The following is a 26,113-nucleotide window of genomic DNA, read 5'->3' on the forward strand; positions in this document are numbered from 1 at the left end:
CGACCCCTCCGAAGGTGCCGCCGCGGCGGCCCGGCGACATCGGCAAACGCGCAGGCAGGAGTGGGTTCGAGCGCTATCGTCGCTCAGCCTGGCCCGGAGGGGCGGGGAACATAGCATGGAAATCGGGGCGCGCAAAATAGCCGCCCATGGGCTGATGAGAGACGTGGATCTGCGACTTCTATAAAGTTTAAGAACCAACTCTTGCCAAGCTCGCTCAAGCCAAGCTACAGCTATGTGTCATGGCTGCTGACCGCATGCAAATGGAACCGCCAGAAAGCCGTCCCGTTCTCGGCGTGGAGGAAGGAGCCTGATGGCGCGCGTCTGGATAGAGGACCGCAACGGGCACGCGGCGTACGCGCAAGCCGTGGCGGCGGCCAGGAAGGCGGGCCGTACGCCGCCCGGCCGCTACCGCGTGCGCTGGTACGGTCCCGACGGCAAGCCGAAGATGAAGACCGTGGCCCGCAAGGCCGACGCCGAGGCCGAGCGGACCAGGCTGGAGTCCCGGCTCACCGACGGCTCCTATCGGGACCCGGCCGCCGGGCGCGTGAAGTTCGCCGAGGTCGCCGACTCCTGGCTGGCCGCCCAGATCCACCTCAAGCGCTCGACGCGCAATCGCTATCGGGGGGTTCTCGATGTCCATGTGATCCCGCGGTGGGGAACGACGTCCCTGGACCTCATCCACTTCGAGGACGTCGCCGAGTGGCTGGGCGACATGCTGTCCGGCGAGGTGACCGGTGGCAGGAAGCTCAGCCCTCGCTCGGTGCGGAAGGCGTACGTCGTCCTCAGCCGGGTCCTCGGCTACGCGGTCCAGTCCCGCCGTCTGGCCGTCAACCCGGCCGTCGGAGTGCCCCTCCCGAAGGCAGCCCCCGCCGACCACGTCTACCTCGACGACCTACAGGTGGACGCACTCGCCGACGCGGCGGGCGCCTACCGGGTGTTCATCCTGCTGCTGGCCTACACGGGTCTGCGCTGGGGCGAGGCGTCCGCGCTGAAGGTGGGACGCGTCGACCTCGACGCCTGCCGTGCCCACATCGTCGAGGCGTACGTCGAGGACAACGGCAAGCTCTACCTCGACACCCCCAAGAACCACGAACGCCGGTCCGTACCGATCCCGAGATTCCTGGCGGAGGAGTTGAAGTCCCACGTCGAGGGGCGGGACGAGGGCGAGCTCCTGTTCACCGCCCCGCAGGGCGGGCCGCTGCGGGCCCGCAACTTCCGCCAGCGGCTCTTCGCGCCGGCGGTCGTGAAAGCCGGACTGGGGCACCTCAAGGTCACCCCGCACAAACTGCGCCACACGGCCGCCTCGCTCGCCATCGCCAGCGGTGCGGACGTCAACGTCGTCCAGACGATGCTGGGCCACAAGTCGGCGACGCTGACCCTGGACACGTACGGGCACCTTTTCCCGGACCGTCTCGACGAGGTCTCGAAGAAGATGCACAAGCGGCGTGCCAAGCAGTTGGCCAAGGCGAAGACCAGGCTGGAGAAGGCCGAGCGGAAGGCCCGCCAGGCCGCCGAGGCAGTGGCCGCCCTGGAGGAGGACTCGGCGTGATGTGGGTTTGATCCGTGCCGAGAAACGGCAACAGAGGGGGCCGCCGTCACTGGTATTGAGCCTGGATCCACCGCGCGGTAGTCGGTCTGTGGGCGACGGAATGAGAAGAGGTGCCCGCTGAGCTGGGGTGATGGGAGTTCCTACGCCCTCATCGGTCCCACGAAGCAAGGCACCTCGTAAGTGAAAGTCTCCCACAGCCCGGCGACGCTGTTCGCCGCGTTCGACGACCCGGACCTGATCGCGCATGCCGGGCTGGTCCCGACGATCCGGCTGGCCGAGCGGTGCGGGCTGCCCGCCTTGGTGGCCTAGAAGGTGAAGCTCACCGGCGCGGCCAACGGCGCCGGGACGGCAGCCGGCGCGAAGGCCCTGTCCATCGTGGGCGGCATGGTCGCCGGGGCGGACAGGAGCGAGGAGCTGGATGTGCTGCGCCACGGTGGCCTGCCCCGCGTGTTCGGCGGGGTGCGGGTTCCGTCCACGCTGGGCACGTTCCTGCGCGCCTTCACCTGGGGAAACGTGCGTCAACTCGAGTCCGCTGTACGGGCGTTCACCTGCGCGCTGGCCGCGCACACCGGTGTGGTTCCCAAGCGGGACGAGGTGGTGTTCGTGGACATCGACTCCAAGGTCAAGCAGGTCTACGGGCCCGCCAAGCAGGTCGCCTCCTTCGGCTACACCAGGCAGCGCGGCCTGCACTTCCAGATCGTCACCGTCAAGACGTCGACCTGCGCACCCGTGATCGTCGCCACGCGGCTGCGCAAGGGCTCGGCGGGCTCCGGCAGGGGAGCGGCGAGTCTGCTGCGTGAGGCCCTGGCCACGGTGCGGGCGATGGGCGTCACCGCCCGGATCGTCGTCCGCGCGGACTCGGCGTTCTTCTCCCACAAGGCCGTGGCGGTCTGCCGCGCGGCCGCCGCCTCCTCTCTGGCGGTCGCGGTCACGAAGACGATCCGCGACGCGATCGCCCGCATCGCCGAGGACGCCTGGACGCCGATCAAGTACGCCGCCGCTGTCTGGGACCCTGAGGAGGAACGCTGGGTCTCCGATGCCGAGATCGACCGGGACCGCGCGATGCGGTCCCGGTCAAGATCTCAGCTCGCGGAGCCCGTGACCTGCACCGGTAGGCTCTTGAAGCCACCGACGAAGTTGGTTCGCACCATGGTCGGCTCGCCGACGATCTCAAGGCGCTTCATCTGCGGGATTAGCTCCTCGAACAGGACCCGCATTTCAAGCTTGGCAAGGTGCATCCCGACGCAAGTATGGATGCCGGAGCCGAAAGCGAGGTGTCGAGTGGTACGCCTGATGTCGAAGGTGTCCGGGTTCTGAAAAACTTCCTCATCGCGGTTGCCGGAGGCCCACAGGACCATCACTCGGTCCCCCTTCTTTACCGGCGCGCCACCAAGCTCGATGTCCTCCTTGGCGGTACGCAGAAAATGTTTGGCTGGCGTGGCCCACCGGAAGCTCTCCTCTACAAGGCCTGGGATCAGGCTCAAGTCACTGCGGACTTCGTCGAGCAGGTCAGGGTGAAGCGCCAGTTGGTGGAGACCATGCAGAATCGAGGAGGTAGTCGTGTCGTGGCCGCCGGCAGCGACTGCGATATACCAGCCGTTGGCGTAGCCGTCGCTGATCGGTTCGCCGTCGATCCGGCTGTTCGCGATGAGGGTCGCCAAGTCATCGGCCGGCTTGGCCCGACGCTTGGCGCTGAGTTCGTTGAAGTAGGAGTTGAAGGCCATCGCCGACTCCATGAAGGCGGCTGCGGCGGTCTCCGGGTCGGCATTGCCGCGCGCGTTGAGTTCCTCGTCCGATGCGCCAAAGAACTCTTGAGTCAGTTTGAGCATCAGCGGCTCGTCCTCCTCGGGCACGCCGAGGAGAGTCATGATCACATGGAGCGGATACTTCGAGAGCTGTTCGACGAGGTTCAACTCGCCGTCGATCGTTAGAAGCCGCTTGACGGCGGCGCGAGCATGCTCGCGGATCTGTAGTTCAAGGCGGGCGATGTGCCGGGGTGTGAATTGAGGACCGACTACATTCCGAACCTTGGTGTGCTCGGGCGGGTCCATGTGGGTAAGGTCGTCGATAGGGCGGGACCCGCCGGTCAACGAGTACATGAAGGCATCTGAATCCTGTGTGTTGTAGGTATTCTGATGCTGAGTGACCGAGAATACATCCGTTCGCCGCTCGACGGTGACTATGTCTGCGTACTTGCTTACCAACCAGACCGGGTCGTATCCGTCGAGTCGGGCGAGTCCTACCGGCCGATTGGCGCGAAGCCACGCATAGGCCGGATAGACGATCCCTTCGACGTCGAGATAGGAGTCCGGCAGGACCGCTGCCTTTGCGATCTCGTCCGGGATCAGATGGGTGCCGGTGGCATCAGCGGTGGCGGTCATGAACGTGCCTCTCTGTGTGTTGTGATGGGCGGGGAGGAACAGGCGAACTAGAGGTCGAGCACGAGGCGGCGGCCTTTGCACCGGCTGACGCACACCATCATCCGGTCGCCGGCCTCCTGCTCGTGAGGCATGAGGTAGTCGTCGCGATGGTCAGGCTCGCCCTCGAGAACCCGGGCCTCGCACTCCCCGCAGTAGCCCTCTTCGCATGAGTGCGGAACATCGGGAAGCACCTGCCGGACAGCGTCGAGGATCGTGGTTCCTGGGCCCACGTGAACCGTTTGACCCGAGCGAGCCAAGGTCACCTCGAAGGCGTCACCAGTCGTGTCCACGGGCCCCGCCGCGCAGAACCGCTCGAGCCGCAGAGGGGGCAGGTACGCGTGGCGCGCGTGCTCGGTAGCGACCGCGTCGATCATGCCGGTCGGGCCGCACGTGTACACCAAGGTTCCGGGGCGGGCAGCGCCCATCAGCGCCGAAAGGTCAGGTCGACCACGCTCATCCTCGGGCCACAGATCTACGCGGTCCCCGTACCGGGACAGAACGTCGCGGAACGCCATGGTGGCGCGACGCCGACCGCCGTACACCAGATGCCAGTTCGCCCCTGCTCGATCCACGGCGGCGACCATCGGCAGGATCGGAGTAATGCCGATCCCCCCGGCGAGGAAGAGATACGACTCAGCAGGCTCGAGCGGGAAGTTGTTGCGCGGAACTCGAACCCCCAGCCGGGCACCGACCTGGGCAACAGCATGCAACTCACGCGAACCGCCACGTCCATCGACCTCCTCCAGCACCGCGATGGTGTAGCTGCGGCGGTCGGCGGGGCTGCCGCAGAGGGAGTACTGCCGCGACAGCCCGGATGGCAACTGCACGTCGATGTGAGCGCCGGGCTCCCATGCGGGGAGCTCGCTGCCGTCATCGGCCTCGAATGTGATGGAGATGATTCCGTCGACCTCCGTGGCGACCCGGGTGATCACAAGGGCCGGATGTTCCGTGGACAACGGTTCCATGGTTGCTCCTCTCCATCTGCTGCATCAGGGTCTGTGCCGCGGCGTGTGATGCCGAGGGGCTGGCCCAGGCGCGGCCTCATCCAGGTCGGTCACTTCGCTCCTTGCTGATGTCACGGTCCCAGGACCGGCCGGTGCGCTCAGCCCTGAGGGGACCAACAAAGTGTCAGGCAAGTAAGCATGAATAATCTAGCCCTCGTTCATATATTGTCCAAGGATCTTCGCCAGTCCCGACCTGCCCCGTCGACGCGAGCGGCCAACGTCCGGCCGGAATCGTGAGGTGAAACGCCTACCGACTGTGAATCCAGGATTATATATTTGATCTATAGACTATCTATCACGCGAGTGTTAACGTGCGGGCCACTTCGTCGTCCGCGCGGACTCGGCGTTCTTCTCCCACAAGGCCGTGGCGGTCTGCCGCGCGGCCGCCGCCTCCTCTCTGGCGGTCGCGGTCACGAAGACGATCCGCGACGCGATCGCCCGCATCGCCGAGGACGCCTGGACGCCGATCAAGTACGCCGCCGCTGTCTGGGACCCCGAGAAGGAACGCTGGGTCTCCGACGCCGAGATCGACGAAGTCCCGTTCACCGCGTTCACCAGCAAGAAGAAGCGGTTCCACGCCACCGCCCGGCTGATCGTGCGCCGCGTGAAGCGGCTGAATGCAAGGAGCGTGCCCGCCGGGCAGGCCGAGCTGTTCGGCCTCTGGCGCCACCACGTCATCTTCACCGGCAGCCCGTTCGTCCTCGTCCAGGCCGAATCCATGCACCGCGAACACGCCGTTATCGAGCAGGTCTTCGCCGACCTGGAGGACTCCGCGCTCGCCCATCTGCCGTCGGGGAAGTTCACCGCGAACTCCCCCAGAGGGGATACCCCCAGCCTGGCTCACCCCGGCCGCCACCGCCTACAACCTCACCCGGGCCGTCGGCCACCTCGCCTCCGTCTTCCACGCAAGAGCCCGGACCGGCACCATCCGCCGCCACCTGATCAACGGCCCTGCCCGGATCGCCACCGGCGCCCGCCGCCTCACCCTCCACCTGCCCCGGCACTGGCGTCGGCAGGACGCCGACCTGTGGACGGCGACCGGGCAGCGCATGGCCACCTGACCTGTGCGACCGCCCTGCCCACCCACGACCCGAAAGGCCTCGGAGACCCCGCAGCGGACGGCCACCCGGCGATCACCGCTGCCCACACCCAAAAGATCACCCTGAACCCGCCCGACACCCGTGATCAGAATTCACGCGGTGGATTCAGGTTGAACCGGTGGGGGCGGCCTTCCGGTCTTTCCGGGTCAGAGCAGCCTCGGTCGTCGGCCATCCCGCCAGGCCCGGTCCATCGCGGCTGCGGTCTCGTCCTCGGCCAGCGCCTCGATGTGCTCAGGCACTGACCGCTCGTCGAGCACGAAGAGCCGGCCACCGACGAGGCGAGTGGCGGTCTTCCAGCCCAGACGCTGCCCGGCCTCGCGCGCCGCCTGCCGAACGTCCTTGAGGCCGCCCATCTCCGCGAGGTCGTCGCTGCCCAGGACCAGCTGCCCGAGATACCCCTCGTACTGCGGCTTCAGAGCGGCCCGCATCAACGACTCCAGCCGGTCGACCAACTTCTCGTACCGGCGCCGGGACAGCTCGTTCTTCGCGGGCATCTCGCACAGCTCCCCACCTCTGCCCGCAGCCGCATGTGTGCCATATGTGTGCTGCGAGTACGAAGGCCCTCCCGTCCGTCGGACGGAAGGGCCTCTGACCAGGTGTTTCTCTGTGCCCCCGGCAGGATTCGAACCTGCGACACCCGCTTTAGGAGAGCGGTGCTCTATCCCCTGAGCTACGAAGGCGGATCGTGACCCTGGGGGTCACAGGCGTCAGCGTACCGGATTGAGGGCGGGCGGGGTCAGGTAAGGGGGACGTGGGTGAAGCGGGAGGCCATGTGGAGGTCTGCTTCGATCGACTCGGCTGCCTGTCGCAGGGCGGGGAGGAGGTGGTCGATGCACTCCTCGCGGGTGTGGCCGGCCGCGTGCATGGCGATGTTCGCCGCGGCGATCGCTGTGCCCGTGCGGTCTCGGATGGGGACCGCCATCGAGCGCAGACCCTGTTCCAGTTCCTCGTCCATCAGGGCGTAGGCCTGGGCCCCCGCGTCCAGCAGCGCTTGGCCCAGGGCCGTCGCGTGGGCCGGAACGCGGGTGCCCACCGTGATGTCGACGCTCATGATGCGGCTCGCCGCCGCGCGGGCGGTGTACTGGATCTCCTCGCCGGACGGGGTCAGGACCGCCAGCGACGTCGACTCGTTGACGCGGGAGGCCAGGTCCTCCAGGTGCGGTTGGGCGATCCGGGGGAGTGAGGTGCGGGAGAGGGGCGGGAAGCCCAGGGACAGGACCCGCGGGGTGAGGGTGAACGTGCGGGTGTCGGGGGACTGGGTCACCAGGCCCAGGTGCTCGTAGGTGATCAGTGCCCTGCGGGCCGTCGCCCTGGCCAGGCCCGTCGCCTTCGCCACCTCCGCCAGGGTCAGGGCCGGTCTGCCCTCGTCGAAGGCCGTCAGGACCGTCAGGCCGCGGGCCAGGGATTCGATGAAGTCACGGCCCAGTTCCTGTTTCGACGTGGCCGTCCACGTAGCCAGGCCGGAGGGGGGTGCGGGCGGCGCGGGGGGTGGGGTGTCGCGCAGGTCGCCTTCCATGGTCGTGACCGTTTCCCGCAGGCGGGGCAGCAGCGTCGTACGCAGGTCCTGCGCGGTGTGGCGGCTGGTGTGGCTCACCACGTTCGCCACGCAGGCGATCCGTTCCGTGGCCGGGTCCCGTACGGGGACCGAGACCGCCACCAGACCCGGCTCGATCAGCTGGTCGTCCAACGACCAGCCCTCCCGGCCCGCTTGAGCGGTCCGCTCCGCGAAGTCGTCCGCCGGCAGTGGCGGTCTCGGTGGTACTGCCGGAAAGTCCCTGTCCTCCGGGTCGGCCGAGCGGCGCTTGTGCCAGCGACGCCAGTCCTCGTCCGTCCACTCCGTCGCGAACAGCGCGCCCGGCGCGGTGCGTTCGGCGGGGAGCAGGTCGCCGATGCGGAAGCTCAGGGACATGGCGCGGCGGCGGGTCGCCTGGTGGATGAAGCGGATGCCGTCCCGGTCGCCGACCGCCAGGGACACCGACTCGTCCAGTTCGTCGGCGAGCGCGTCGGCGCGCGCGGCGAGCAGGGCGGGTAGACGGAGGGCGGCCAGGTAGGCGTTGCCCAACTCCATCAGGCGGGGGGTGAGGACGACGTCCCGGTCGTCGAGGCGGACGTAGCCCATGCGTGCGAGCGTCGCCGTGATGCGGTCCACCGTCGAGCGGGCGAGGCCCGTGGCGCGCTCCAGGGCGCTCGGGCTCAGTGTCCCCCCGGCCTGCGTGAGCTGCCGCAGCACCGCTACGCCCCGCATCAGCGGGGCGACCGCCTCGGCGGGGGCGGCGCCGGCGGCCTCAGCGGCGTTCGTCGTCGTGTTCGCGGGCGTCACGGGCGTGGCGGGCATCGGTTCGGTTCTCCCGTACGGGACGGTGGATGTAGCAGGCCTACGGTAGTCCCGTCCCCTCGCGCGGCTCGCGGGCCGTCACCGCCGCATCACTGCCTCGTCACCCGCACCCGGTAGTTCCCCTCCAGATCCGCCGACGTCACGTCGATGCGTATGTGTGCCTTGGGGTCCTTGAACGTCTGGCCCGGTGCGAAGGTCGCGTCGGAGAGTTCCGTCTGGATGTTGGGGCTGCGCGTGCAGCCGTCGGAGTTGGGGTGGGCGTCGTAGACCGTGATCGGGCCGTGGCCGGTGTCGACCTCCGCGTCGACCTTGTACATCAGGATGCCCGGCCGGCACACCGCCTCGTCGTTGCCCCCGCGGGTGCGCAGTTCGAGGGCGTAGCCGGTACGTCCGTCGAGGGGGACGAAGACGAGTTTGGGGCCGCCCGCGCGCGTCAGCGGGGTGAGGGTGTACTCGGCGGAGCCGCGCTTGGCCGCGCAGCTCACCTGGCTCGCGTCCAGCCAGCCCAGTTTCCACTTGTGCCAGCCGAGGAAGTCGTTGTTGGCGCCCCAGTCCTCGCTCATGATGTCCCAGTGGCCGACAGCGCCCCCGCCCTCCTGGGTGTAGAGGTCGGGCAGGCCGAAGACGTGGCCGTTCTCGTGGGGCAGGACGCGGTAGCCGGTGGTGTCGTAGGAACCGGAGCCGTCGTCCTGGCGGGAGTAGATGAAGGAGACGTTGGCGATGGCGACGCCGTTGGCGACGGGTGCCTCCGTGTTGCCGGCGAAGGTCACCGACAGGACCGTGTCCAGGGCGGAGGGGCCCGCGTTCGGGGTCATCAGCACGTTGACCAGGTCGTAGTCCCGGAAGTCCACTTCCGGGCCGGCGGCCGCCGCTATGTCCTTGATCAGTTGACGGTAGCCGGGGTCGAACGGGGCGCCGCGCTCCACACCGTACTTCCCGAACGGTTTCGGCATGCGCAGCCACTCGCGTATCGGGGTCTCCGGACGGTAGTCCAGGCGGCCGTAGGAGGCGGCGCGGAACCACTCCCGGGTCTGTGGGAAGAACTCGTGGAAGCGGTCGAGCGCGCTGCCCACGCCGGGCGCGTCGGAGAAGTCGACCATCAGGGTCAGGGCGTGCACGGTGCCGGTGGAGCGTGCGTAGCCGCCGTTGGTGGGGACGCCCTCCGACATCTGTACGGTGGTGGCGCCGCTGATCATGCAGGGGGCGAGAGCGGGGGAGAGGGGCAGGCCGGCCGGTCCGGGCCCGGTCCCCGTGACGCCCGCCGTGAGGTGCCCGGTCCCCGCGGAGGTGCTGACCGCGAGGGTCAGCACCGTGACGGAGGCGAGGGCGGCCGCACGGCGCTTGCGTATCGGGTGGCGGGGCGGCTGCGGCTGCATACATGGACCCTTCGCGCCAGGCAGCCACCGGTTTCCGGCTGCACCCTTGCGATCACCCTGTGTCGCGGGGGCGGTCGGCGCGCGTTGGAGCCGTCCGGTCGTGGGACACCTCGTCCGGTCGTGGGAACGGATGCGGCCGGGTGGGTGCGGTTCGGGTCGCGCAGGATTCGCGACGGGACGGATGTGACTCAGGCACGGGAAAACTCGGGACGGGTGCGAGACAACCGGAGCCCCGTCCCGTCGCGGTACGGTCCACGACCGGGACCGCAACGCCGCAGTCGACGTCGAACAGGCCGCCGGACCGGCGGTGACAGCCTGTGGAGCGCGAGTAGGACCGGACCGTGGTCCGGCACAGCGCGGTGGCCGGGTCCGGTGCCGGTGAGGGTGCGGAGGACGAGGTGGCGGTGCCCGTCGTCGCCCAATGAGCGGTACGTGCCTCAGCGGAGCCAGGGCAGGTCCGCACCCGCCTCGTTCGGCTGGAGTCCCTCGGCGACGATCTGCATGATCTCGCCGAGGGACTTCTGCTGTTCGGGGCTGAGCCGGTCGAACAGCGCCTGGCGTACGGCGGCCACATGGCCCGGCGCGGTGCGCCGCAGCACGTCCATGCCCTGGTCGGTCAGCACCGCGAACTGGCCCCGCTTGTCGGAGGGGCAGTCCTCGCGGCGCACCCAGCCGTTCGTCTCCAGGCGGGCGATCGCGTGCGAGAGGCGGGAGCGGGTGATCTTGGCGTCCATGGCCAGCTCGGTCATCCGCAGTCGGCGGTTCGGGGCCTCGGCGAGCTTGACGAGGAGGCCGTAGTAGATGTGCGGCATGCCCGCGTCGCGCTGCAGCTGGCGGTCGAGGTGGTCCTCGAGGAGGGTGGTGGCGTGCAGGTAGGAACGCCAGACGCGCTGCTCCTCGGCGGTGAGCCAGCGGTGGGTTTCGGCGGAGGCGGGCTCGGGTGCGGGTGCGGGTGCCGTGTTCATGCATCCACTGTACGAGACTTCTCATTGAAAGTTAAACAAATTTGCCGTAGTCTTGAGGCAGAGCTTTAGACTTCAAGTAAACCGATCCCGAGCAACACCAAGTCGGAGGGAGTAGCCGCCATGTCCGCCGCCACCTCAGAGCGCATGCCCGCCCTCTATCTCAGCCACGGCGCCCCGCCGCTCGCGGACGACCCGGTCTGGCCCGGCCAGCTCGCCGCCTGGTCCGCCGACCTGCCCCGCCCCAAGGCGATCCTCGTGGTCTCCGCACACTGGGAGGAGGCCCCGCTGGCCCTCGGCGCCACCGAGACCGTCCCGCTCGTCTACGACTTCTGGGGCTTCCCCGAGCACTACTACCAGGTGAAGTACGCCGCCCCCGGCGCACCCGAACTCGCCGACAGCGTGCGGAAGTTGCTGCGCGCCCCCGGCATGCCCGTGCAGGACGTCCCCGACCGCGGCCTCGACCACGGCGCCTACGTGCCGCTCGTCGAGATGTTCCCCGCGGCCGACATCCCCGTGCTGCAGGTGTCCATGCCGACCCTCGACCCGGTCCGGCTCATGGACATCGGCCGCAGGCTCGCGCCGCTGCGCGACGAGGGCGTACTGATCGTCGGCTCCGGCTTCTTCACCCACAACCTGGCCGCGCTGCGGTACGCCGGCAGCGGCACCCCCAGCTGGTCCGCGGAGTTCGACGACTGGGGCCGGCGCGCACTGGAGACCCGTGACTTCGACGCCCTGCTGGACTTCCTCGACAAGGCCCCGGCCGGCCGGTACGCCCACCCGCGCACCGAGCACTTCGCCCCGCTGTTCGTGACCATGGGCGCGGCGGAGGCCGGCGGCGAGCTGGACACGCAGAAGTCGGTGATCGACGGCTTCTGGATGGGGCTGGCGAAGAGGTCCGTTCAGTTCGGCTGAAACATGTGCGCCTCCGCTGCGTAAGACGAGGGTGTGGAGAGTCTGGGAATTCCCCGAGAGTCCGGGTTTGCGGCAACCTTCCGGCGGTCCGGCCCGTCCATAGGTGTGGGAGGCGGTCGAGGGCGACGTACTGCGCCATCGGTGTGAGGGGAGTCTCATTCCCGGCGCCACCGAGGGGGCCGTGAGGTCCCCGGGGAGTTCCCGGCTCCGCCCTGACCTGCGGTTACGTGGCCGTCGGCGGAGACGTCGGGCGGCTGCGGCGCGACAGGATACTGCATGATCAGAAAATTGGGGGGCGGGTTGGGAATTCTGTCCGGATTCCAGTCGTTGTTTCCATCGGATGCGGGGCACCCGAGGAGAGTTCTCAAGGCTCCGAAGAGAGTGCCAAGCGTCCCAAGGACCACCCGCTGACCCACCATCGCAAGGGAGCACGCATGGCAACCCGTGCCGTCGCCCGTCGCAAGTCCGCCACCGGCGAGACGGCCGACGCGGCAAGCAGTGTTCGCGCCCATGGCGGCGAGATCGCCGATCGCGACCTGGTCGGCATGTACCTCGACGAGATCGCGCGTACACCGCTGCTCGACGCCGCCAAGGAAGTCGAGCTGTCCCAGATCATTGAGGCGGGTGTGTTCGCACGGCAGATCCTCGACGGGCATGAGGAGTCCACGACGGACGCCACCCGCGAGGAGCTCGAGGCCCTGGTCGCCCAGGGCGAGCGGGCCAAGGACGTCTTCATCCGCTCCAATCTGCGCCTGGTCGTCGCCGTCGCCCGCCGCTATCCGCGCAGCGGCCTGCCCCTGCTGGACCTGATCCAGGAGGGCAACGCCGGCCTGGTGCGCGCGGTGGAGAAGTTCGACTACCGCAAGGGCTTCAAGTTCTCGACGTACGCCACCTGGTGGATACGTCAGGCGATCACGCGCTCCATCGCGGACCAGTCCCGTACGATCCGGCTGCCCGTCCACCTGGTGGAGGAGCTGGGCCGTATCCGCCGCGTCCAGCGCGAGTTCAACCGGGAGCACGGTCGCGACCCGGAGCCCGCGGAGATCGCCGCGGAGCTCGGCTCGACGCCCGAGCGGGTGACGGACGTCCTGGACTGGGCCCGTGACCCGGTCTCGCTGAACATGTCGGTGGACGACGAGGGCGAGACCCAGTTCGGCGACCTCCTGGAGGACACCTCCGCGGTGTCGCCCGAGCAGTCGGTGCTGACCCTGCTGCGCAGCGAGGAGCTCGACGACCTCATCGGCCGCCTCGACCAGCGCACGGCGTCCATCATCAAGATGCGGTACGGCATCGAGGACGGCCGGGAACGCACGCTGACCGAGGTCGGCAAGGAGCACGGTCTCACCCGCGAACGCATCCGTCAGATCGAGAAGCACGCGCTGCTGGAGCTGAAGAAGCTGGCCCGCGACACCGGCTTCGACGCGGCGGCGTGACGCGAGCGACCGTACCCGCCGACCGCGTACGCCCGGTGGCGAAAGACCGCGCAAACATGGCCGTGTACCGTCGCTTCAAACGGCGGGGTCGTGGGAACAACCTTTCAGAGCCCAGGAGTTCGGTCCTCGGGCCGGCTCCGGCTCCCCCGAGACGTACTGATGATCCGAACGCGTACTGATATCCGCCCTGAGTCGATGTCCGTTCTGAGCTGATGTCTGTCCTGAGCACGTACTGACGTCCCGAGCCACGTCCCGACGCACTCCCCCCCGGCGCCGGGACTCTCCCTGAGCCGGGCTTCGGCGCCTCACCCCCCGGGCGCCGGGGCCCGGCTCCTCTTCTGTCCGGGCCCGCCGGAGAGGTGGGCCACCCCGGACCTGAACCCCGGGGTGGCCCACCCAGAGGGCAGATTGTGCCACAGGGGCACAGCCCGCCGACGTGACGAGCTCCAGCCCCTCCTCGGCAGGCCTCCTCACTGACCGAGCGCCCCGATGCGGCCACCCGTATGGGGATCGGCCGCGCGGCGGCCCGCCCGGCCACGACTGCCTCGTTCTCGTTGTACTCGGCTGTACTCGGCCGCACTCGGATACACCCGGAAGTCCGTTCATGCCCGGTTGGATGCCCGGACCTGTTTACTTTCCGGACATACTGGCGTAGCCTCCGGAGTGAAACCACAAGTTCGGGCATCTGTCGGAGGCGAACGGACATGTACGCACCGGAGCGGCAGCAGGAGATCCTCCGGCTCGCCCGGGACGGCGGACGGGTGGACGTCGTGTCGCTCGCCGAGGAGTTCCAGGTGACGGCGGAGACGATCCGCCGTGACCTGAAGGCCCTCGACCGGGCCGGTCTGCTGCGCCGGGTGCACGGCGGGGCCATCCCGGTCGGCCGCCTCGACTTCGAACCGGACCTCGCCGAGCGCGAGTCGACCGCGGCGGACGAGAAGGACCGCATCGCCAAGGCGGCCCTGGCCGAACTGCCGGCCGAGGGCACGCTCATCCTCGACGCCGGTACGACGGTGGCCCGCCTGGCCGCCGCCCTCCCCCTGGAGGCCGAGCTCACCGTCGTCACGCACTCCCTGCCGATCGCGGCCCGCCTCGCGGACCACCCCGGCCTGCAGCTCCACCTCGTGGGAGGGCGCGTGCGCACCCGTACGCGCGCCGCCGTGGACGCCTGGGCGCTGCGGGCCTACGGCGAGATCCGCGCCGACGTGCTGTTCGTCGCCGCCAACGGCTTCTCCGCCGAGCACGGTCTGACCACCCCCGACCTCGCCGAGGCCGCGGTGAAGCGCGCGGCGATCGCCGCCGCCCGCCGCGTGGTGCTGCTCGCCGACTCCACCAAGCACGGCCAGGAGCACTTCGCCCGTTTCGGCGGCCTGAGCGACGTGGACCTGCTGATCACCGACAGCGGGCTGAGCCCCGAGGACGCGGCCGCCATCGAGCGCGGCGGCACGGAAGTAGTACGCGCATGATCGTCACCGTCACCCCCAATCCCTCCCTGGACCGCACCTACGAGGTCCCCTCGCTCGAGCGCGGCGGGGTCATCCGGGCCACCGGCGAGCGCATGGACCCGGGCGGCAAGGGTGTCAACGTCTCGCGCGCGGTCGCGGCCGCCGGGCGGCGCACGGTCGCCGTACTGCCCCTGGGTGGTGCGCCGGGCGCGCTCGTCGCGGATCTGCTGGACGCCCAGGGCATCGAGGTGGCGCCGGTCCCGATCGCGGGGGCCACCCGCTCCAACATCGCGCTCGCCGAGACCGACGGCGTACTGACGAAGATCAACGCTCCGGGGCCCGAACTCTCGGCGGAAGAACAGGAGTTGCTGCTGGAGACCGTGCGGCGGCAGTCGCGCGGCGCCGACTGGATCGCCTGCTGCGGCAGCCTGCCGCGCGGGCTCGCACCCTCCTGGTACGCCGACCTGGTCGCGCGGGCGCACACCGCCGGCGTACGCATCGCACTGGACACCTCCGGGCCCGCGCTGCTGGAGGCGCTGCGCGAGGGACCGGACGTGGTCAAGCCCAACGCCGAGGAGCTCGCCGGGGCCGTGGGCCGTCCGCTGGCCACGGTCGGCGACGCGGTGAAGGCGGCCGAGGAACTGCGCGGGCTCGGCGCCCGGACCGTGCTCGCCAGCCTGGGCGCCGACGGGCAGCTGCTCGTCGACGGCGACGGCGCCTGGTACGGCAGCGCGCGCGTCGACGCCGTCCGCAGCAACGTCGGCGCCGGCGACTCCTCCCTCTCCGGTTTCCTGATCGCCGGCGGCACCGGCCCCGAGGCCCTGGCCCTCGCCGTCGCGCACGGCGCCGCCGCCGTCCAGCTGCCGGGCAGCGTGATGCCGACGCCCGCCGACCTGAACCCGGCGGCGGTGTCGGTCACCGCGGACATGCCCGTGGACCGCCCACTGACGGAGCCGGTGTCATGACCGCCCGCCCGCCCCGCACCAGGTGCCGTACGACCGCTACGACGGCCCCGACCCCCTCCGCTTCCCCCCACAGCATCCCCGTCCCCACTCCCGCCCACCCCACTGACCGGGCGATATGCGTGCTAAGGAGCCCGCGATGAGCGACATGATCACCGCGGACCTGGTCGATCTCGACCTGTCCGCCGACACCAAGGAGGCGGCGGCGCGCGCCCTCGCCGAACGGATGGTGGCCCTGGGCCGGGTGACCGACCTGGAGGGCTTCCTCGCCGACGTGGCCGCCCGTGAGGCACAGATGCCGACCGGCCTCGACGGCGGCATCGGCATCCCGCACTGCCGCAGCGAGCACGTCACCGAGCCGACGCTGGCCTTCGGGCGCAGCGCGGCCGGGATCGACTTCGGCGCGGCGGACGGCCCCGCCGACCTGATCTTCCTGATCGCGGCGCCGGCCGGTGCCGACGACGCCCATCTGACGATCCTGTCGTCGCTGGCTCGGCAGCTGATGAACGCCGAGTTCACCTCGGCGCTGCGGTCGGTGGACGACGCGGCGGTCGCGGCCGCGCTCATCCGCGGGGAAGAGGCTCCGGTGGCTGAGGCTCCGGCGCCCGAGGCTTCGGCGCAGGCCGAGAGCCCCGCCGCGGACAGCGCGGGTGCCTCCGCGCAGGACGCGCAGGGCACCCAGGACGTGCAGGACGCGCGGGCCAAGGGTGCCTCCGAAGACACCGCCGCGGCGCCGGGGGCGGCCTCCTCCGGCGCCGCGGCGGCCGGCACGGCCGGGGCTGCGGGCGAGGTGGGTGAGCGGTCCGGCGACCGTCCGTTCCGGGTCGTCGCCGTCACCTCCTGCCCCACCGGCATCGCGCACACCTACATGGCGGCCGAGTCGCTGGAGAACGCCGGCCGCGAGGCGGGCGTCGAGGTCGTCGTCGAGACACAGGGCTCGGCCGGCTTCACCCGGCTCGACCCGGCGGTGATCGCGGCGGCGGACGGCGTCGTCTTCGCGCACGACGTCCCCGTACGGGACAAGGACCGCTTCGCCGGGAAGCCGACCGTCGACGTCGGCGTGAAGGCGGGCATCAACCGGGCCGCCGAGCTGATCGCCGAGGTCCGCGACAAGGCCGCGCGCGGCGAGGTGACCGCGGCGGCGGCACCCGGCGGCACTCCGGTCGAGCGGGCCGGCGAGGCGGGCGAGGGCTACGGCACGAAGCTGCGCAAGTGGCTGATGTCGGGTGTCAGTTACATGGTGCCGTTCGTCGCGGCGGGCGGTCTGCTGATCGCCCTCGGCTTCGCGATCGGCGGCTACGAGATCAACAAGGCGCCGTCGGTGATGGACCACTTCGTGTGGACCCAGGCCGACAGCTGGGCCGCCCTGCTGTTCCAGATCGGCGGCGTGGCCTTCGGCTTCCTCGTCCCGGTCCTGGCCGGCTACATCGCCTACGGCATGGCGGACCGCCCCGGCCTCGTCCCCGGCTTCGTCGGCGGCGCGATCGCCCTCACCATCAACGCGGGCTTCCTCGGCGGTCTGGCGGCCGGTCTGATCGCCGGTGGTGTGGTGATGGCGATCCAGAAGGTGCGCATCCCCGCGGCCCTGCGCGGGATCATGCCGGTGGTGGTGATCCCGCTGATCTCCTCGGCGGTGGTCGGGTTCCTGATGTTCGTGGTCATCGGCAAGCCCATCGCCACCGCGCAGAAGGGTATGACCGACTGGCTGAACCACCTGACCGGCACCAACGCCGTCCTGCTCGGCGCGCTGCTCGGCCTGATGATGTGCTTCGACCTCGGCGGCCCGGTCAACAAGGTCGCCTACACCTTCGCCACCGCCGGCATCGCGGTCTCCAACCCCAGTGACTCCGCGATGAAGATCATGGCCGCGGTGATGGCGGCCGGCATGGTGCCGCCGCTGGCGATGGCCCTGGCCACGACCGTGCGCGGCAAGCTGTTCACCCGGACCGAGCGGGAGAACGGCAAGGCCGCCTGGGTCCTGGGCGCCTCCTTCATCTCCGAGGGCGCGATCCCGTTCGCGGCGGCCGACCCGCTGCGCGTCATCCCGGCGTCGATGGTGGGCGGCGCGGTCACCGGCGCCCTGTCGATGACCTTCGGCGCCACGCTGCGCGCCCCGCACGGCGGCATCTTCGTGGTCCCGCTGATCGGCAACCCGCTCCTGTACCTGGTCGCCATCGCGGCGGGCATGTGCGTGACGACGGCCCTGGTGGTCGTCCTCAAGACGCTGCGCAAGCCGGCGCCGGGCGCGGCGGCCCAGGGGGCGGACGAGGGTGCGCTGAGCGCGCAGGCCGACCGGAAGCAGCCGGTCGCGGCGTAGGGGACACACAGCCTCTTGTCCCTTTAGGGCACTGTGAGTTGTTCACGGCACATGCGAGATACGTCACGGTCCGGGGCGGAAGCCCCGGACCGTGGTGTCTACTGGAAGACATGCCTGAGCACGTCTCCCTCCTGATGTGGTTCGGCGTGGCCCTGCCCGCCGCGCTGACCTTCGCCGCCATCATCGGCATGGCCCGCATCCGGCGCAGCCTTCGCCTCGAGACCGCTCGACAGCATCCCGCCCGGCGCCTGACGGCCCTCCCGTCGCAGCCCGGGGCCGCCCCCCGCCGGGAGTCCGTCGAACTGACCCCGGCGGAGCAGGACGCCTTCGCCGGCCTGATGCGCCGACTCGGCGACGGCCCCTGAAGCTCCCCGTACGGGCAGACCCTGCCGCTACGGCACCTGCGCCGCCCGCCGTTCCATCGCGCTGCGGGCCGCGTCCTCCGTCGCGTACACCTCGCACATGTGGCGTCCGTCGGGGGTCGCCGTGTGCTCGACCTCCCACAGGGAGATCTCCCCGCCGTCGCTCAGCAGGAACGCGTGCTCGTAGAGCGAGAAGCACAGTCCCGCACGACCCGTCCGGCAGGGGCGGCCGAAGGCCTGGGTGATCTGGTGCCCGGACGCCGTCGCCAGCAGCGAGGCGATGTCCGCGCCGGGCCGGTCGGCGTTCTCCGCGCGCCGCAGCAGACGGCGTGCGTGGTCGGGCGAGCCGTCGGGGACGTACGCGTGCCGCGCCTCGGGCATCGGCGCGAGCTGGACCAGCACCGGCAGCTCCAAGTCCGGTGTGTCCGGCGGGAGCGGCAGCCGGGCGGTGGCGGTGCTCAGCTCCTCCTCGTCGAGGTACACCTCGTGCTGCGCCTCGCCGCCCGGCGCGGTGTTGTGCACCAACTCCCAGAGGGTGAGCGCCGAGCCGTCGTCGAGCAGCCAGGTGTGCCGGTACGTCTCGCGGTGCAGCCCGGCGCTGTGGTGCGCCGAGTACAGCGAACCGTCGTACGCCAGCGCGCACTCGAGCCGCCGTATCGTCTCGTCGGGCAGCTCGAAGGAGTTCAGGGCGCGTCCGAGGAGCCGCGCGAGGTGCTCCTCCGGAGACTCGGGCGACTCGGTTGGTTCGTACGCAGTCGTCTCGTACGGAACGCTCAAGGTTTCTCCCGGCGTTGCTGCATGTCACCTTGTGGGTGCATACCGTAGCCCCTCGGTCGGACATCATGTCCGGGAACCGAGAAAACGTACGCCGGAAAAACGGCCCGGCCGCGCGAGAAGTTCCCGCGCGACCCGATGTTCCGTCAAAATTCGCTGCTCAGCGGCCGTTGGTGATCAGACCGCGCCTCCGGCGGTCCACTGACTCCATGGCATGTTCCAGGCGTTGAGGCCGTTGTCCGGGGCCACGGTCCTGTCGGGGGAGTGCCTGACGATCACCACGTCCCCGATGAGCGAGTGGTCGTAGAACCACTTGGCGATGGTGTCGCCCTGTCCTCCCTTCACGTCCGCCATGCCGACGCAGCCGTGGCTGGTGCCCTCGCGGCCGAAGGGAGGATTGCCCTTGAGGTACCAGTAGTTGCCGTGGATGAAGGTGCCGGATGTCGTCAGGCGCATCGCGTGTGGCACGTCCGGGATGTTGTACTCGCCGCCCAGATCGACCGTCCTGCTGTCCATCCGGGTCTGCGTGAACTTCTCCGAGATCACCATCTGCCCGTTGTACGTGGTGTGCTGCGGGCTGCCCGTCGAGACCGGGATCGTCCTCACGGTCCGCCCGTCCCGCACGACCGTCATGGTCTGCGTGCTCACGTCCACCGTGGAGACCTGCGAGCGGCCGACGGTGAAGGCGACCGTCTTCTTCTGCACGCCGTAGACGCCGCGGGCACCCTGCACGCCGTCCAGGTCGATCTTCATGGTGACCTTGGAGCCGGCCTTCCAGTACTCCTCGGGCCGGAAGTCCAGCCGCTGCGCGCCGAACCAGTGGCCGACGATCCGCTGCCCGCTGCTGGAGGTGACCGTGATGTGCGACTGCACCGCCTTCCTGTCGCTGATCGCCTTGTCGAAGGTGAACGACACCGGCATCCCGACGCCCACCGTCGTGCCGTTGTCCGGCGTGTACGTCCCGATGAAGCTGTTCGCCGCGCTGACGGTCGTGAAGATGGAGTTGGCGGCCGCCGTACGGCCGTTCGCGTCCTTGGCGGTCGCCGAGATCCGGTACTTGGTGCCCCGCTCCAACTGCTCCTTCGGCTTCCAGCCGGACCCGTCCGCGGAGACCGAACCCGGCACGGCCTGTCCCGACCCCGCCACCGTCATCCTCACCTCGGTCAGCCTGCCGCCGCTGACCTTCACGCCGGTCGCGTTGATGGACGCGCTCGTCGAACCGTCCTCGGCCGAGATGACGATCTTCGCCGTGGACATTTTGGCGGTGTCCTTGCCACCGTCCTTGCCGTCGTCGTGGGCGTTGGCGTCGCCGCCGCATCCGGTGAGGGCGAGGGACCCGACCATCAGGGCGGCACAGGCCCCCAGTACGCGCCGCGCTGCTGTGTCCGGCCTTGTCACGGGCTGCTCCAGGTTCGTGTGGTGTGAGTGATCCGCCGCAGTGCGTGGGTAGAGAGGGCGCCTTCGCCCGCCGGAGTTCCCATCGCCCGAGCCGAACGCCGACACGTGACAGAACCGGGACAATCGCGGCCCCACCGAGACGCACGGGGTGGACTCCACCCCGGCTCAGCGAGATCCGTACAGGTCCTCGTACGCCGGCCACGTCCCGCCCGGTCCGTCCACCGGCTCGGCGGCCCGTACCGCGCGGACGATCGCGCGGGTGACCTGATCCGCACCCGCGGCGAGGATCTCGTTCAGGGCGAGGGGGGAGCCGGGATCGAGTGAGTGCGCCCCGGTGGCCAGGGCGAACACCGTGTCGCCGTCGTTGAGCAGGTGCACCGGCCGTACGGCGCGCGCGATGCCGTCGTGCGCCGTGCCGGCCAGCTTCTGCGCCTGCGCCTTGGACAGGTCCGCGTCGGTGGCGACCACCGCGAGCGTGGTGTTCAGCGGGGGCGGCGCGTTCCGTTCGGCGGCCTCGGCGAGGCGCCGGCGCGCGGCCTCGTGCACCCGCGCGTCGGGGTACCCCACCGGTCCCTGGAACAACTCCCCGTACAGCACCCCCGTTTCCGGATCCACCGCCGATCCCACCGCGTTGGCCACCACCAGTGCCGCCACCGTGATACCCGAGTCGAGCACCGTGCTCGCCGTGCCGACCCCGCCCTTGAACGGCCCCACGACCGCTCCCGTCCCCGCGCCCACGCACCCCTCGCGCACGCGCCCGCCCACCTCGCTCGCCGCCGCGGCCTCGACCGCGGCGCGCCCGGTGGCCGCGTCCGGCCGGGCCCGGAAGTCGCCACCCCGGCCCAGGTCGAACACACAGGCGGCCGGCACCACCGGCACCACGTGCGAGGGGTCCCGCCCGACCCGCACGCCGCGCCCCTGCTCCTCCAGCCAGGCCATCACCCCCGAGGCGGCGTCCAGCCCGTAGGCGCTGCCGCCGGTCAGCACGACCGCCTCCACCGTCCGCACCAGGTTGCGCGGATCCAGGGCGTCGGTCTCCTTGGTGCCCGGGCCGCCGCCGCGCACATCCACGGCGGCCACGGCGCCGCCCTCCGGCGCGAGCACGACCGTCGTACCGGTGAGCCAACCGCCGCCCGTACGCGTCGCATGCCCCACCCGCACACCTGAGACGTCCGTCAAAGCGTCCACTGCCATGGGAGCCAGTCTCCCCGGGCAGGCCCCGGGGAATGTCATGGGCCCCTTCGGCGGAACGGGGACGTCACACCGCCTGCGCCGAGACGAGGCCTGCAGCGGGACGGCCTCGCCCGCCGCGGACCGTACCCTGGAGATATGAGTACCGCCCCCCAGCCCGCCCCCGAACCGAGTGACCCGAAGGCCGCACTGATCTTCGACGACCCGCTGAACCAGCAGTCCACGGACGACACCGACCGCGGGTGGGGCGAGCGTCCGGACGGCGACGCCGTCTCCGACCTCAAGCGCTTCCTCGACGAGAAGCCGCCCCACCACCTCTGAAGCCCGCGCGCCCACCGGACCGCGGCGGCCACCGCCCACCGGACCGCGGCGGCCACCGCCCACCGGACCGCGGCCGCTACCGTCCGCGGTACTGCGAGCCGCGCTGCGCGACCAGCTCGTCGCGTATCTCCTTGAGCACCTCCAGTTCGGTCGCCTCCGGCACCTCCCGCGTGTCCTCCCTGGCCCTCTTCCGTGCCTCCTGGCGGGCCAGGAACTTCGCCATGGGCAGGAGCATCAGGAAGTAGACCACCGCCGCGGTGATCAGGAACTGAAGGGCGGCGCCGAGGACCGAGCCCCACATGATCTGGATGCCCTGGTCGCCCTCGCAGGTGGAGCTCAGGCACGAGCTGTAGTGATCGAGGTTCTTGGTGCCGATCGCTCCGACGACCGGATTGATCACACCTTTCACCACCGAGTTGACGATGTTGGTGAAGGCGGCGCCGACGACCACCGCGACTGCCAGATCGACGACGTTCCCGCGCATCAGGAAGGCCTTGAAACCCTGCCAGACGCTCGGGTCCTTCTTCTCGCTCACCTGGGGCCCCTTCTTGAACGTGCAGCTTGCGGAACAAACAGCTCCGCAACCTACGGCTCACCACAGGGTCACCGCCAGCCTGGCCGTCGCGCTCGCCCCGGCCAGACGCGCCGCGGTGGAGCGCGGCACCGACAGCGCGACCAGCGCACCGCCGCCGGCCACCTCCTCCACGGGCTCCGGGACCTTCGCCACCCGGGCGCCGCGCGCGACCACCTCGGCCCGTCCGCCGGTCGCAGGGTCCTCCGCGGCGATCACGTCGACCCGGTCGCCGGGGCGCAGCAGCCGGACCGTGGCCGCGTCCGCGATGCGTACGGGCGCGGTCACCGTCCGCTCGTCGTCCGGCTCGCGGGCCCCGGACGCCAGGTCCGCGCTGTCGGCCGGCGCCGGATGTCCGCGGGCCGGTCCGCCACGCGGAGGGTCCGAAGCGGCCCGCGGACCCGCCGCCACGAGCGCGGCCGCGGTGACGGCGAGCCCGGCCGCCACGGCACGCCTGCGGTGCCGTACGAACCGGCGCAGCGCGTACTTCCCGCCGCGTACACGCACCGGCGCGAAGTGCGGCACCTCGCACGTGGCCGGAGCGTCCGTGCCGGGCGCGTACGGAGAGGAGAGGGGAGGGGGAGAGGGGGGGAGGGGAGTCGGACAGGGCAGGGACATGTGGACCACCACCAGCGACGTGGATCTCGGCTTGTGATGCCACGATGAGGCATCGCGCCGTCGGCCGCCGGAGCCCGTGTGTTACTCGCGGGTTGTGGACAACTCCCTCACTCGAACGAGGAATTCCGGCCCGCGACAGGCACGCCGACCCGCGTCCGGTTACGGCAGCACGAACCCCGGATCCATCCCGCCCAGCGCGTTCGCGCACAGGCAGTCCCGTTCCCCGGCGGCGGGCAACTCGGCCACCGCGTCGAACAGAACGTCCCGCAGCCGTTCCACATTGGCCGCGAACACCCGCAGCACCTCCTCGTGCGAGACGCCCTCGCCGCTCTCGGCTCCCGCGTCCAGGTCGGTGACCAGCGTCAGCGAGGTGTAGCAGAGCTCCAGCTCGCGGGCGAGCGCCGCCTCGGGGTGGCCGGTCATGCCCACCACCGACCAGCCCTGCGCCTGGTGCCACAACGACTCGGCACGGGTGGAGAAGCGCGGCCCCTCCACCACGACGAGGGTGCCGCCGTCCACCGCCTCCCAGTCCCGCCCGCGCGCAGCCTTCAGCGCGGCCGTCCGGTCGACGGGGCAGTAGGGATCGGCCAGGGAGACGTGCACGACGTTCGGCACCGTGCCGTCGGGCAGGGGGAGCCCGTCGAAGTAGGTCTGCTCCCGGGACTTTGTCCGGTCCACGAACTGGTCGGGCACGATCAGCGTGCCCGGCCCGTACTCGGGGCGCAGCCCGCCCACCGCGCAGGGGCCGAGGACCTGGTGTACGCCCACGGAGCGCAGCGCCCACAGATTGGCCCGGTAGTTGATGCGGTGAGGGGGGAGGTGGTGGCCGCGGCCGTGCCGGGGCAGGAAGGCGACCCGCCGGCCGGCGACCTCGCCGAGGAAGAGGGAGTCGCTGGGCGCCCCGTACGGAGTGTCCACCCGGATCTCGGTCACGTCGTCGAGGAACGAGTAGAAGCCGGAACCGCCGATGACACCGATCTCTGCGTTCGCCATCAGTCTCCTAGCGAGGGGACCACCGGCTTCGGCCGGTGGGGAATCGCTTACTGAATTTGTGGTGGTTTCCGCCCGTCCTGCAAGGGATCGGTTCGGGCCGGACCGCAACCCTCGGGTGGGAAGCCCCCACTTTCAGGTGGGGGAGCGGAGTCACGACCGGCACATTAGTCGATGTGCCGGTGCCGGTACGGGGATGCGTCGAAGGCCCGTCCGAAAAAACGCCAGGGACCCCGCCGCCCTACGACGGCAGGGTCCCGGAGGCGAAACGTCAGGCGGCGGAGCTGCCCGCCGAGCTCGTCGACGACGAGGACGAGGACGAGGACGACGAGGACGAGGACGACGAGGAGCCGTTCGACGACTTCGACGACGACGCCGGGCTGCTGCTCGACGAGGAGCCGCGGCTGTCGTTGCGGTAGAAGCCGGAGCCCTTGAAGACAATGCCGACCGCGGAGAACACCTTCTTCAGGCGGCCACCGCAGCCGGGGCACTCGGTGAGCGCGTCGTCGGTGAACTTCTGCACCGCCTCGAGGCCGTCGCCGCACTCGGTGCACTGGTACTGGTAGGTGGGCACTGTCTTCCTCCTGGCACTCTTGCTCGGTGAGTGCTAACGACGGTCCATAGTGACTTATTCCCGAGGATCAGTCCACTGCGACAGGTGCGCGGTGACCGACGCCACGTGCGACGGTGCGGCTGTGCGGCCGGTCCGTGAGCCGTGACCTGAGCGCCACCAGGATGACGAGGGCGAGCACCGTGCCGGCCATCGGGACCAGGAACCCGGCGCCGCCCCACAGCCGGTCCTCCAGCTGTCCGGCGGCGGTGACCGCGGCCGCCTGGCCGAGCGCGACCGCGCCCGTCAGCCAGGTGAACGCCTCGGTGCGGGCGCCGGCCGGGACCAGGCTCTCGACCAGGGTGTAGCCGGTGATCAGGGTCGGTGCGATGCACAGGCCGACCAGCAGGCCGAGCGCGGTCAGGAGCAGCACCGAGTGCGTGGTCCACAGCGTGGACGCGGCCAGCGCGAGGGCGGTGTAGCCGACGACGAGGCGGTGGCGCGGGGCGGCCTTCCAGGCGATGGCGCCGCAGACGATGCCGGAGAGCATGTTGCCCGCGGCGAACGTCCCGTACAGCACGCCGTTGAGGCCGGGCCGGCCGATCGACTCGGTGAACGCGGCCAGCGAGACCTGCATGCCGCCGAAGACGCACCCGATGCCGAGGAAGGTCACGATCAGCACGCGCACGCCGGGGACGCGCAGGGCGGAGACGTGCTCCACGCGCGCGTGCCGGTCGGTGGTGACGGGCGGCTGGGTGCGCTTCTGCGCGGCGAACAGCAGGCCGCCGATCAGGGTCAGCCCGGCCTCCGTGACCAGCCCGGCGGCCGGGGCGACGGTCGTGCACAGGGCGGTCGCCAGCAGGGGGCCGAGGACGAAGGTCAGTTCGTCGGTGACCGACTCGAAGGCCGCCGCGGTGGTCATCAGCGGCGAGTCGCCCAGCGCCACTCCCCAGCGGGCGCGCACCATGGGCCCGATCTGCGGCACCGAGGCGCCGGTCGGCACGGCCGCCGCGAACAGCGCCCACAGGGGCGCGTGCGCCAGGGCGAGCGCGGTCAGTGTCAGTCCTGCCAGGGCGTGCACCAGGACGCCGGGGAGCAGGACGGCGCGCTGCCCGTAGCGGTCGGCGAGCCGTCCGCTGTACGGCGCGAACAGCGCCATGGAGACCCCGGTGACGGCCGCGATGGCGCCCGCAGCGCCGTAGGAGCCGGTGGTGTGCTGCACCAGCAGGACGATGGAGATGGTGAGCATCGCGAACGGCTGGCGCGCCGCGAAGCCGGGGAGCAGGAACGTCCAGGCGCCGCGGGTGCGCAGCAGTTGCCCGTATCCCGGGCGGGAGGATGCCGTCGAGGTCTGCGCCGGTTCGGTTGTGGTGACCGTGGATCCCACGGCCCGTGCCTTTCTGCCGCCTGGTGGCGCGGCCCCTGCGTGTGGGCACGCCGAGAGCTGTCCTCTTGCGCGGACTGCGGTAGATACCCGGCGCCCGCTGCGGGGGCGACCCGGCCGCCATACGGTCGCGCCA

Annotated in this window: 24 protein-coding genes, 1 tRNA gene and 1 pseudogene; 10 read left to right on the top strand and 16 right to left on the bottom strand. The window is 70.5% G+C overall.

Features of this window, described 5'->3' with window-relative positions; all coding sequences use genetic code 11:
• Nucleotides 1–310 precede the first annotated feature (310 nt).
• From ACX25U_RS20975 to ACX25U_RS20985, 3 genes and pseudogenes are all read left to right on the top strand, one after another.
• On the top strand, nucleotides 311–1,549 hold the full coding sequence (locus ACX25U_RS20975) for a tyrosine-type recombinase/integrase (RefSeq protein WP_454382251.1): 1,239 nt from the start codon (nucleotides 311–313) through the stop codon (nucleotides 1,547–1,549).
• 180 nt (nucleotides 1,550–1,729) lie between these two features.
• The gene (locus ACX25U_RS20980; RefSeq protein ID WP_454382252.1) at nucleotides 1,730–1,858 is read left to right on the top strand and encodes a hypothetical protein; all 129 of its coding nucleotides are present in this window, start codon (nucleotides 1,730–1,732) and stop codon (nucleotides 1,856–1,858) included.
• 75 nt (nucleotides 1,859–1,933) lie between these two features.
• A pseudogene (locus tag ACX25U_RS20985) lies at nucleotides 1,934–2,527 on the top strand (transposase); the annotation flags it as partial.
• A gap of 104 nt (nucleotides 2,528–2,631) precedes the next feature.
• On the opposite strand, the gene ACX25U_RS20990 reads toward ACX25U_RS20985, so the two are convergent.
• From ACX25U_RS20990 to ACX25U_RS21025, 8 genes are all read right to left on the bottom strand, one after another.
• Nucleotides 2,632–3,930 (bottom strand): cytochrome P450, encoded by a 1,299-nt coding sequence (locus ACX25U_RS20990; RefSeq protein WP_454382254.1) that lies wholly within the window; start codon nucleotides 3,928–3,930, stop codon nucleotides 2,632–2,634.
• Nucleotides 3,931–3,977: 47 nt separating this feature from the next.
• A complete protein-coding gene (locus ACX25U_RS20995) occupies nucleotides 3,978–4,925 on the bottom strand; it encodes a PDR/VanB family oxidoreductase (RefSeq protein WP_454394405.1) in 948 nt (315 codons plus the stop codon).
• A gap of 343 nt (nucleotides 4,926–5,268) precedes the next feature.
• Nucleotides 5,269–5,757: a hypothetical protein gene (locus ACX25U_RS21000; protein WP_454382255.1), complete on the bottom strand. Its 489-nt coding sequence runs from the start codon at nucleotides 5,755–5,757 to the stop codon at nucleotides 5,269–5,271.
• A gap of 462 nt (nucleotides 5,758–6,219) precedes the next feature.
• A complete protein-coding gene (locus ACX25U_RS21005; protein WP_454382256.1) occupies nucleotides 6,220–6,567 on the bottom strand; it encodes a hypothetical protein in 348 nt (115 codons plus the stop codon).
• Nucleotides 6,568–6,680: 113 nt separating this feature from the next.
• Nucleotides 6,681–6,753 (bottom strand) — tRNA-Arg (locus ACX25U_RS21010).
• Between the two features lie 56 nt (nucleotides 6,754–6,809).
• Nucleotides 6,810–8,408: an IclR family transcriptional regulator domain-containing protein gene (locus ACX25U_RS21015; protein WP_454382258.1), complete on the bottom strand. Its 1,599-nt coding sequence runs from the start codon at nucleotides 8,406–8,408 to the stop codon at nucleotides 6,810–6,812.
• An 89-nt stretch (nucleotides 8,409–8,497) separates the two neighbouring features.
• Entirely contained in the window at nucleotides 8,498–9,784 is a 1,287-nt protein-coding gene (locus tag ACX25U_RS21020) for a M6 family metalloprotease domain-containing protein (RefSeq protein ID WP_454382259.1), read from the bottom strand.
• Nucleotides 9,785–10,221: 437 nt separating this feature from the next.
• Nucleotides 10,222–10,749: a MarR family winged helix-turn-helix transcriptional regulator gene (locus tag ACX25U_RS21025; protein ID WP_454382261.1), complete on the bottom strand. Its 528-nt coding sequence runs from the start codon at nucleotides 10,747–10,749 to the stop codon at nucleotides 10,222–10,224.
• A 120-nt stretch (nucleotides 10,750–10,869) separates the two neighbouring features.
• Between ACX25U_RS21025 and ACX25U_RS21030 the strand changes: the two genes are divergently transcribed.
• The 6 genes from ACX25U_RS21030 to ACX25U_RS21055 all read left to right on the top strand — a co-directional run bounded on the left by ACX25U_RS21030 (nucleotide 10,870) and on the right by ACX25U_RS21055 (nucleotide 18,183).
• Nucleotides 10,870–11,661 (top strand): dioxygenase family protein, encoded by a 792-nt coding sequence (locus tag ACX25U_RS21030; RefSeq protein WP_454382263.1) that lies wholly within the window; start codon nucleotides 10,870–10,872, stop codon nucleotides 11,659–11,661.
• A gap of 434 nt (nucleotides 11,662–12,095) precedes the next feature.
• Complete coding sequence (locus ACX25U_RS21035; RefSeq protein ID WP_454382265.1) at nucleotides 12,096–13,094, top strand: sigma-70 family RNA polymerase sigma factor; 999 nt, start codon at nucleotides 12,096–12,098, stop codon at nucleotides 13,092–13,094.
• Between the two features lie 704 nt (nucleotides 13,095–13,798).
• The gene (locus ACX25U_RS21040; protein ID WP_454382267.1) at nucleotides 13,799–14,560 is read left to right on the top strand and encodes a DeoR/GlpR family DNA-binding transcription regulator; all 762 of its coding nucleotides are present in this window, start codon (nucleotides 13,799–13,801) and stop codon (nucleotides 14,558–14,560) included.
• On the top strand, nucleotides 14,557–15,504 hold the full coding sequence (gene pfkB / locus ACX25U_RS21045) for a 1-phosphofructokinase (protein WP_454382269.1): 948 nt from the start codon (nucleotides 14,557–14,559) through the stop codon (nucleotides 15,502–15,504). Before ACX25U_RS21040 ends, pfkB begins: the two co-directional genes overlap by 4 nt.
• A gap of 136 nt (nucleotides 15,505–15,640) precedes the next feature.
• Nucleotides 15,641–17,818: a PTS fructose transporter subunit IIABC gene (locus ACX25U_RS21050; protein WP_454382271.1), complete on the top strand. Its 2,178-nt coding sequence runs from the start codon at nucleotides 15,641–15,643 to the stop codon at nucleotides 17,816–17,818.
• 110 nt (nucleotides 17,819–17,928) lie between these two features.
• Nucleotides 17,929–18,183: a hypothetical protein gene (locus tag ACX25U_RS21055; protein WP_454382273.1), complete on the top strand. Its 255-nt coding sequence runs from the start codon at nucleotides 17,929–17,931 to the stop codon at nucleotides 18,181–18,183.
• Between the two features lie 27 nt (nucleotides 18,184–18,210).
• Here the strand turns inward: ACX25U_RS21055 and ACX25U_RS21060 are convergent, their stop codons facing one another.
• The 3 genes from ACX25U_RS21060 to ACX25U_RS21070 form a co-directional block, all read right to left on the bottom strand.
• Nucleotides 18,211–18,957 (bottom strand): DUF6227 family protein, encoded by a 747-nt coding sequence (locus ACX25U_RS21060; protein ID WP_454382274.1) that lies wholly within the window; start codon nucleotides 18,955–18,957, stop codon nucleotides 18,211–18,213.
• A gap of 174 nt (nucleotides 18,958–19,131) precedes the next feature.
• On the bottom strand, nucleotides 19,132–20,352 hold the full coding sequence (locus tag ACX25U_RS21065) for a L,D-transpeptidase (RefSeq protein ID WP_454382276.1): 1,221 nt from the start codon (nucleotides 20,350–20,352) through the stop codon (nucleotides 19,132–19,134).
• Nucleotides 20,353–20,517: 165 nt separating this feature from the next.
• Complete coding sequence (locus tag ACX25U_RS21070; RefSeq protein WP_454382278.1) at nucleotides 20,518–21,546, bottom strand: P1 family peptidase; 1,029 nt, start codon at nucleotides 21,544–21,546, stop codon at nucleotides 20,518–20,520.
• A gap of 135 nt (nucleotides 21,547–21,681) precedes the next feature.
• On the opposite strand from ACX25U_RS21070, the gene ACX25U_RS21075 reads away from it, so the two are divergent.
• The gene (locus tag ACX25U_RS21075; protein WP_454382280.1) at nucleotides 21,682–21,864 is read left to right on the top strand and encodes a hypothetical protein; all 183 of its coding nucleotides are present in this window, start codon (nucleotides 21,682–21,684) and stop codon (nucleotides 21,862–21,864) included.
• Between the two features lie 76 nt (nucleotides 21,865–21,940).
• Here ACX25U_RS21075 and mscL read toward each other — a convergent pair whose 3' ends face one another.
• From mscL to ACX25U_RS21100, 5 genes are all read right to left on the bottom strand, one after another.
• Nucleotides 21,941–22,399: a large conductance mechanosensitive channel protein MscL gene (gene mscL / locus ACX25U_RS21080; RefSeq protein WP_454382281.1), complete on the bottom strand. Its 459-nt coding sequence runs from the start codon at nucleotides 22,397–22,399 to the stop codon at nucleotides 21,941–21,943.
• A gap of 57 nt (nucleotides 22,400–22,456) precedes the next feature.
• Complete coding sequence (locus tag ACX25U_RS21085; protein WP_454382282.1) at nucleotides 22,457–23,053, bottom strand: hypothetical protein; 597 nt, start codon at nucleotides 23,051–23,053, stop codon at nucleotides 22,457–22,459.
• 159 nt (nucleotides 23,054–23,212) lie between these two features.
• The gene (locus ACX25U_RS21090; protein WP_454382283.1) at nucleotides 23,213–24,046 is read right to left on the bottom strand and encodes an S-methyl-5'-thioadenosine phosphorylase; all 834 of its coding nucleotides are present in this window, start codon (nucleotides 24,044–24,046) and stop codon (nucleotides 23,213–23,215) included.
• A 268-nt stretch (nucleotides 24,047–24,314) separates the two neighbouring features.
• Nucleotides 24,315–24,617, bottom strand: a complete 303-nt coding sequence (locus tag ACX25U_RS21095; RefSeq protein ID WP_454382284.1) for an FmdB family zinc ribbon protein — start codon at nucleotides 24,615–24,617, stop codon at nucleotides 24,315–24,317.
• Nucleotides 24,618–24,684: 67 nt separating this feature from the next.
• The gene (locus tag ACX25U_RS21100; RefSeq protein WP_454382285.1) at nucleotides 24,685–25,980 is read right to left on the bottom strand and encodes an MFS transporter; all 1,296 of its coding nucleotides are present in this window, start codon (nucleotides 25,978–25,980) and stop codon (nucleotides 24,685–24,687) included.
• Nucleotides 25,981–26,113 lie beyond the last annotated feature (133 nt).

The sequence above is a fragment of the Streptomyces sp. JNUCC 63 genome (assembly GCF_054366325.1).

Excerpts from the sequence above, each read along its gene's own strand:
- ACX25U_RS20990 (WP_454382254.1), bottom strand. The coding sequence starts at position 3,930 with ATGACCGCCACCGCTGATGCCACCGGCACCCATCTGATCCCGGACGAG.
- pfkB (WP_454382269.1), top strand. The coding sequence starts at position 14,557 with ATGATCGTCACCGTCACCCCCAATCCCTCCCTGGACCGCACCTACGAG.
- ACX25U_RS21085 (WP_454382282.1), bottom strand. The coding sequence starts at position 23,053 with ATGTCCCTGCCCTGTCCGACTCCCCTCCCCCCCTCTCCCCCTCCCCTC.
- ACX25U_RS21000 (WP_454382255.1), bottom strand. The coding sequence starts at position 5,757 with ATGGGCGAGCGCGGAGTCCTCCAGGTCGGCGAAGACCTGCTCGATAAC.
- ACX25U_RS21055 (WP_454382273.1), top strand. The coding sequence starts at position 17,929 with ATGCCTGAGCACGTCTCCCTCCTGATGTGGTTCGGCGTGGCCCTGCCC.
- ACX25U_RS21020 (WP_454382259.1), bottom strand. The coding sequence starts at position 9,784 with ATGCAGCCGCAGCCGCCCCGCCACCCGATACGCAAGCGCCGTGCGGCC.
- ACX25U_RS21040 (WP_454382267.1), top strand. The coding sequence starts at position 13,799 with ATGTACGCACCGGAGCGGCAGCAGGAGATCCTCCGGCTCGCCCGGGAC.
- ACX25U_RS21070 (WP_454382278.1), bottom strand. The coding sequence starts at position 21,546 with ATGGCAGTGGACGCTTTGACGGACGTCTCAGGTGTGCGGGTGGGGCAT.
- ACX25U_RS21025 (WP_454382261.1), bottom strand. The coding sequence starts at position 10,749 with ATGAACACGGCACCCGCACCCGCACCCGAGCCCGCCTCCGCCGAAACC.
- ACX25U_RS21005 (WP_454382256.1), bottom strand. The coding sequence starts at position 6,567 with ATGCCCGCGAAGAACGAGCTGTCCCGGCGCCGGTACGAGAAGTTGGTC.
- ACX25U_RS21090 (WP_454382283.1), bottom strand. The coding sequence starts at position 24,046 with ATGGCGAACGCAGAGATCGGTGTCATCGGCGGTTCCGGCTTCTACTCG.
- ACX25U_RS21015 (WP_454382258.1), bottom strand. The coding sequence starts at position 8,408 with ATGCCCGCCACGCCCGTGACGCCCGCGAACACGACGACGAACGCCGCT.
- ACX25U_RS21030 (WP_454382263.1), top strand. The coding sequence starts at position 10,870 with ATGTCCGCCGCCACCTCAGAGCGCATGCCCGCCCTCTATCTCAGCCAC.
- ACX25U_RS20975 (WP_454382251.1), top strand. The coding sequence starts at position 311 with ATGGCGCGCGTCTGGATAGAGGACCGCAACGGGCACGCGGCGTACGCG.
- ACX25U_RS21050 (WP_454382271.1), top strand. The coding sequence starts at position 15,641 with ATGAGCGACATGATCACCGCGGACCTGGTCGATCTCGACCTGTCCGCC.
- ACX25U_RS21075 (WP_454382280.1), top strand. The coding sequence starts at position 21,682 with ATGAGTACCGCCCCCCAGCCCGCCCCCGAACCGAGTGACCCGAAGGCC.
- ACX25U_RS21035 (WP_454382265.1), top strand. The coding sequence starts at position 12,096 with ATGGCAACCCGTGCCGTCGCCCGTCGCAAGTCCGCCACCGGCGAGACG.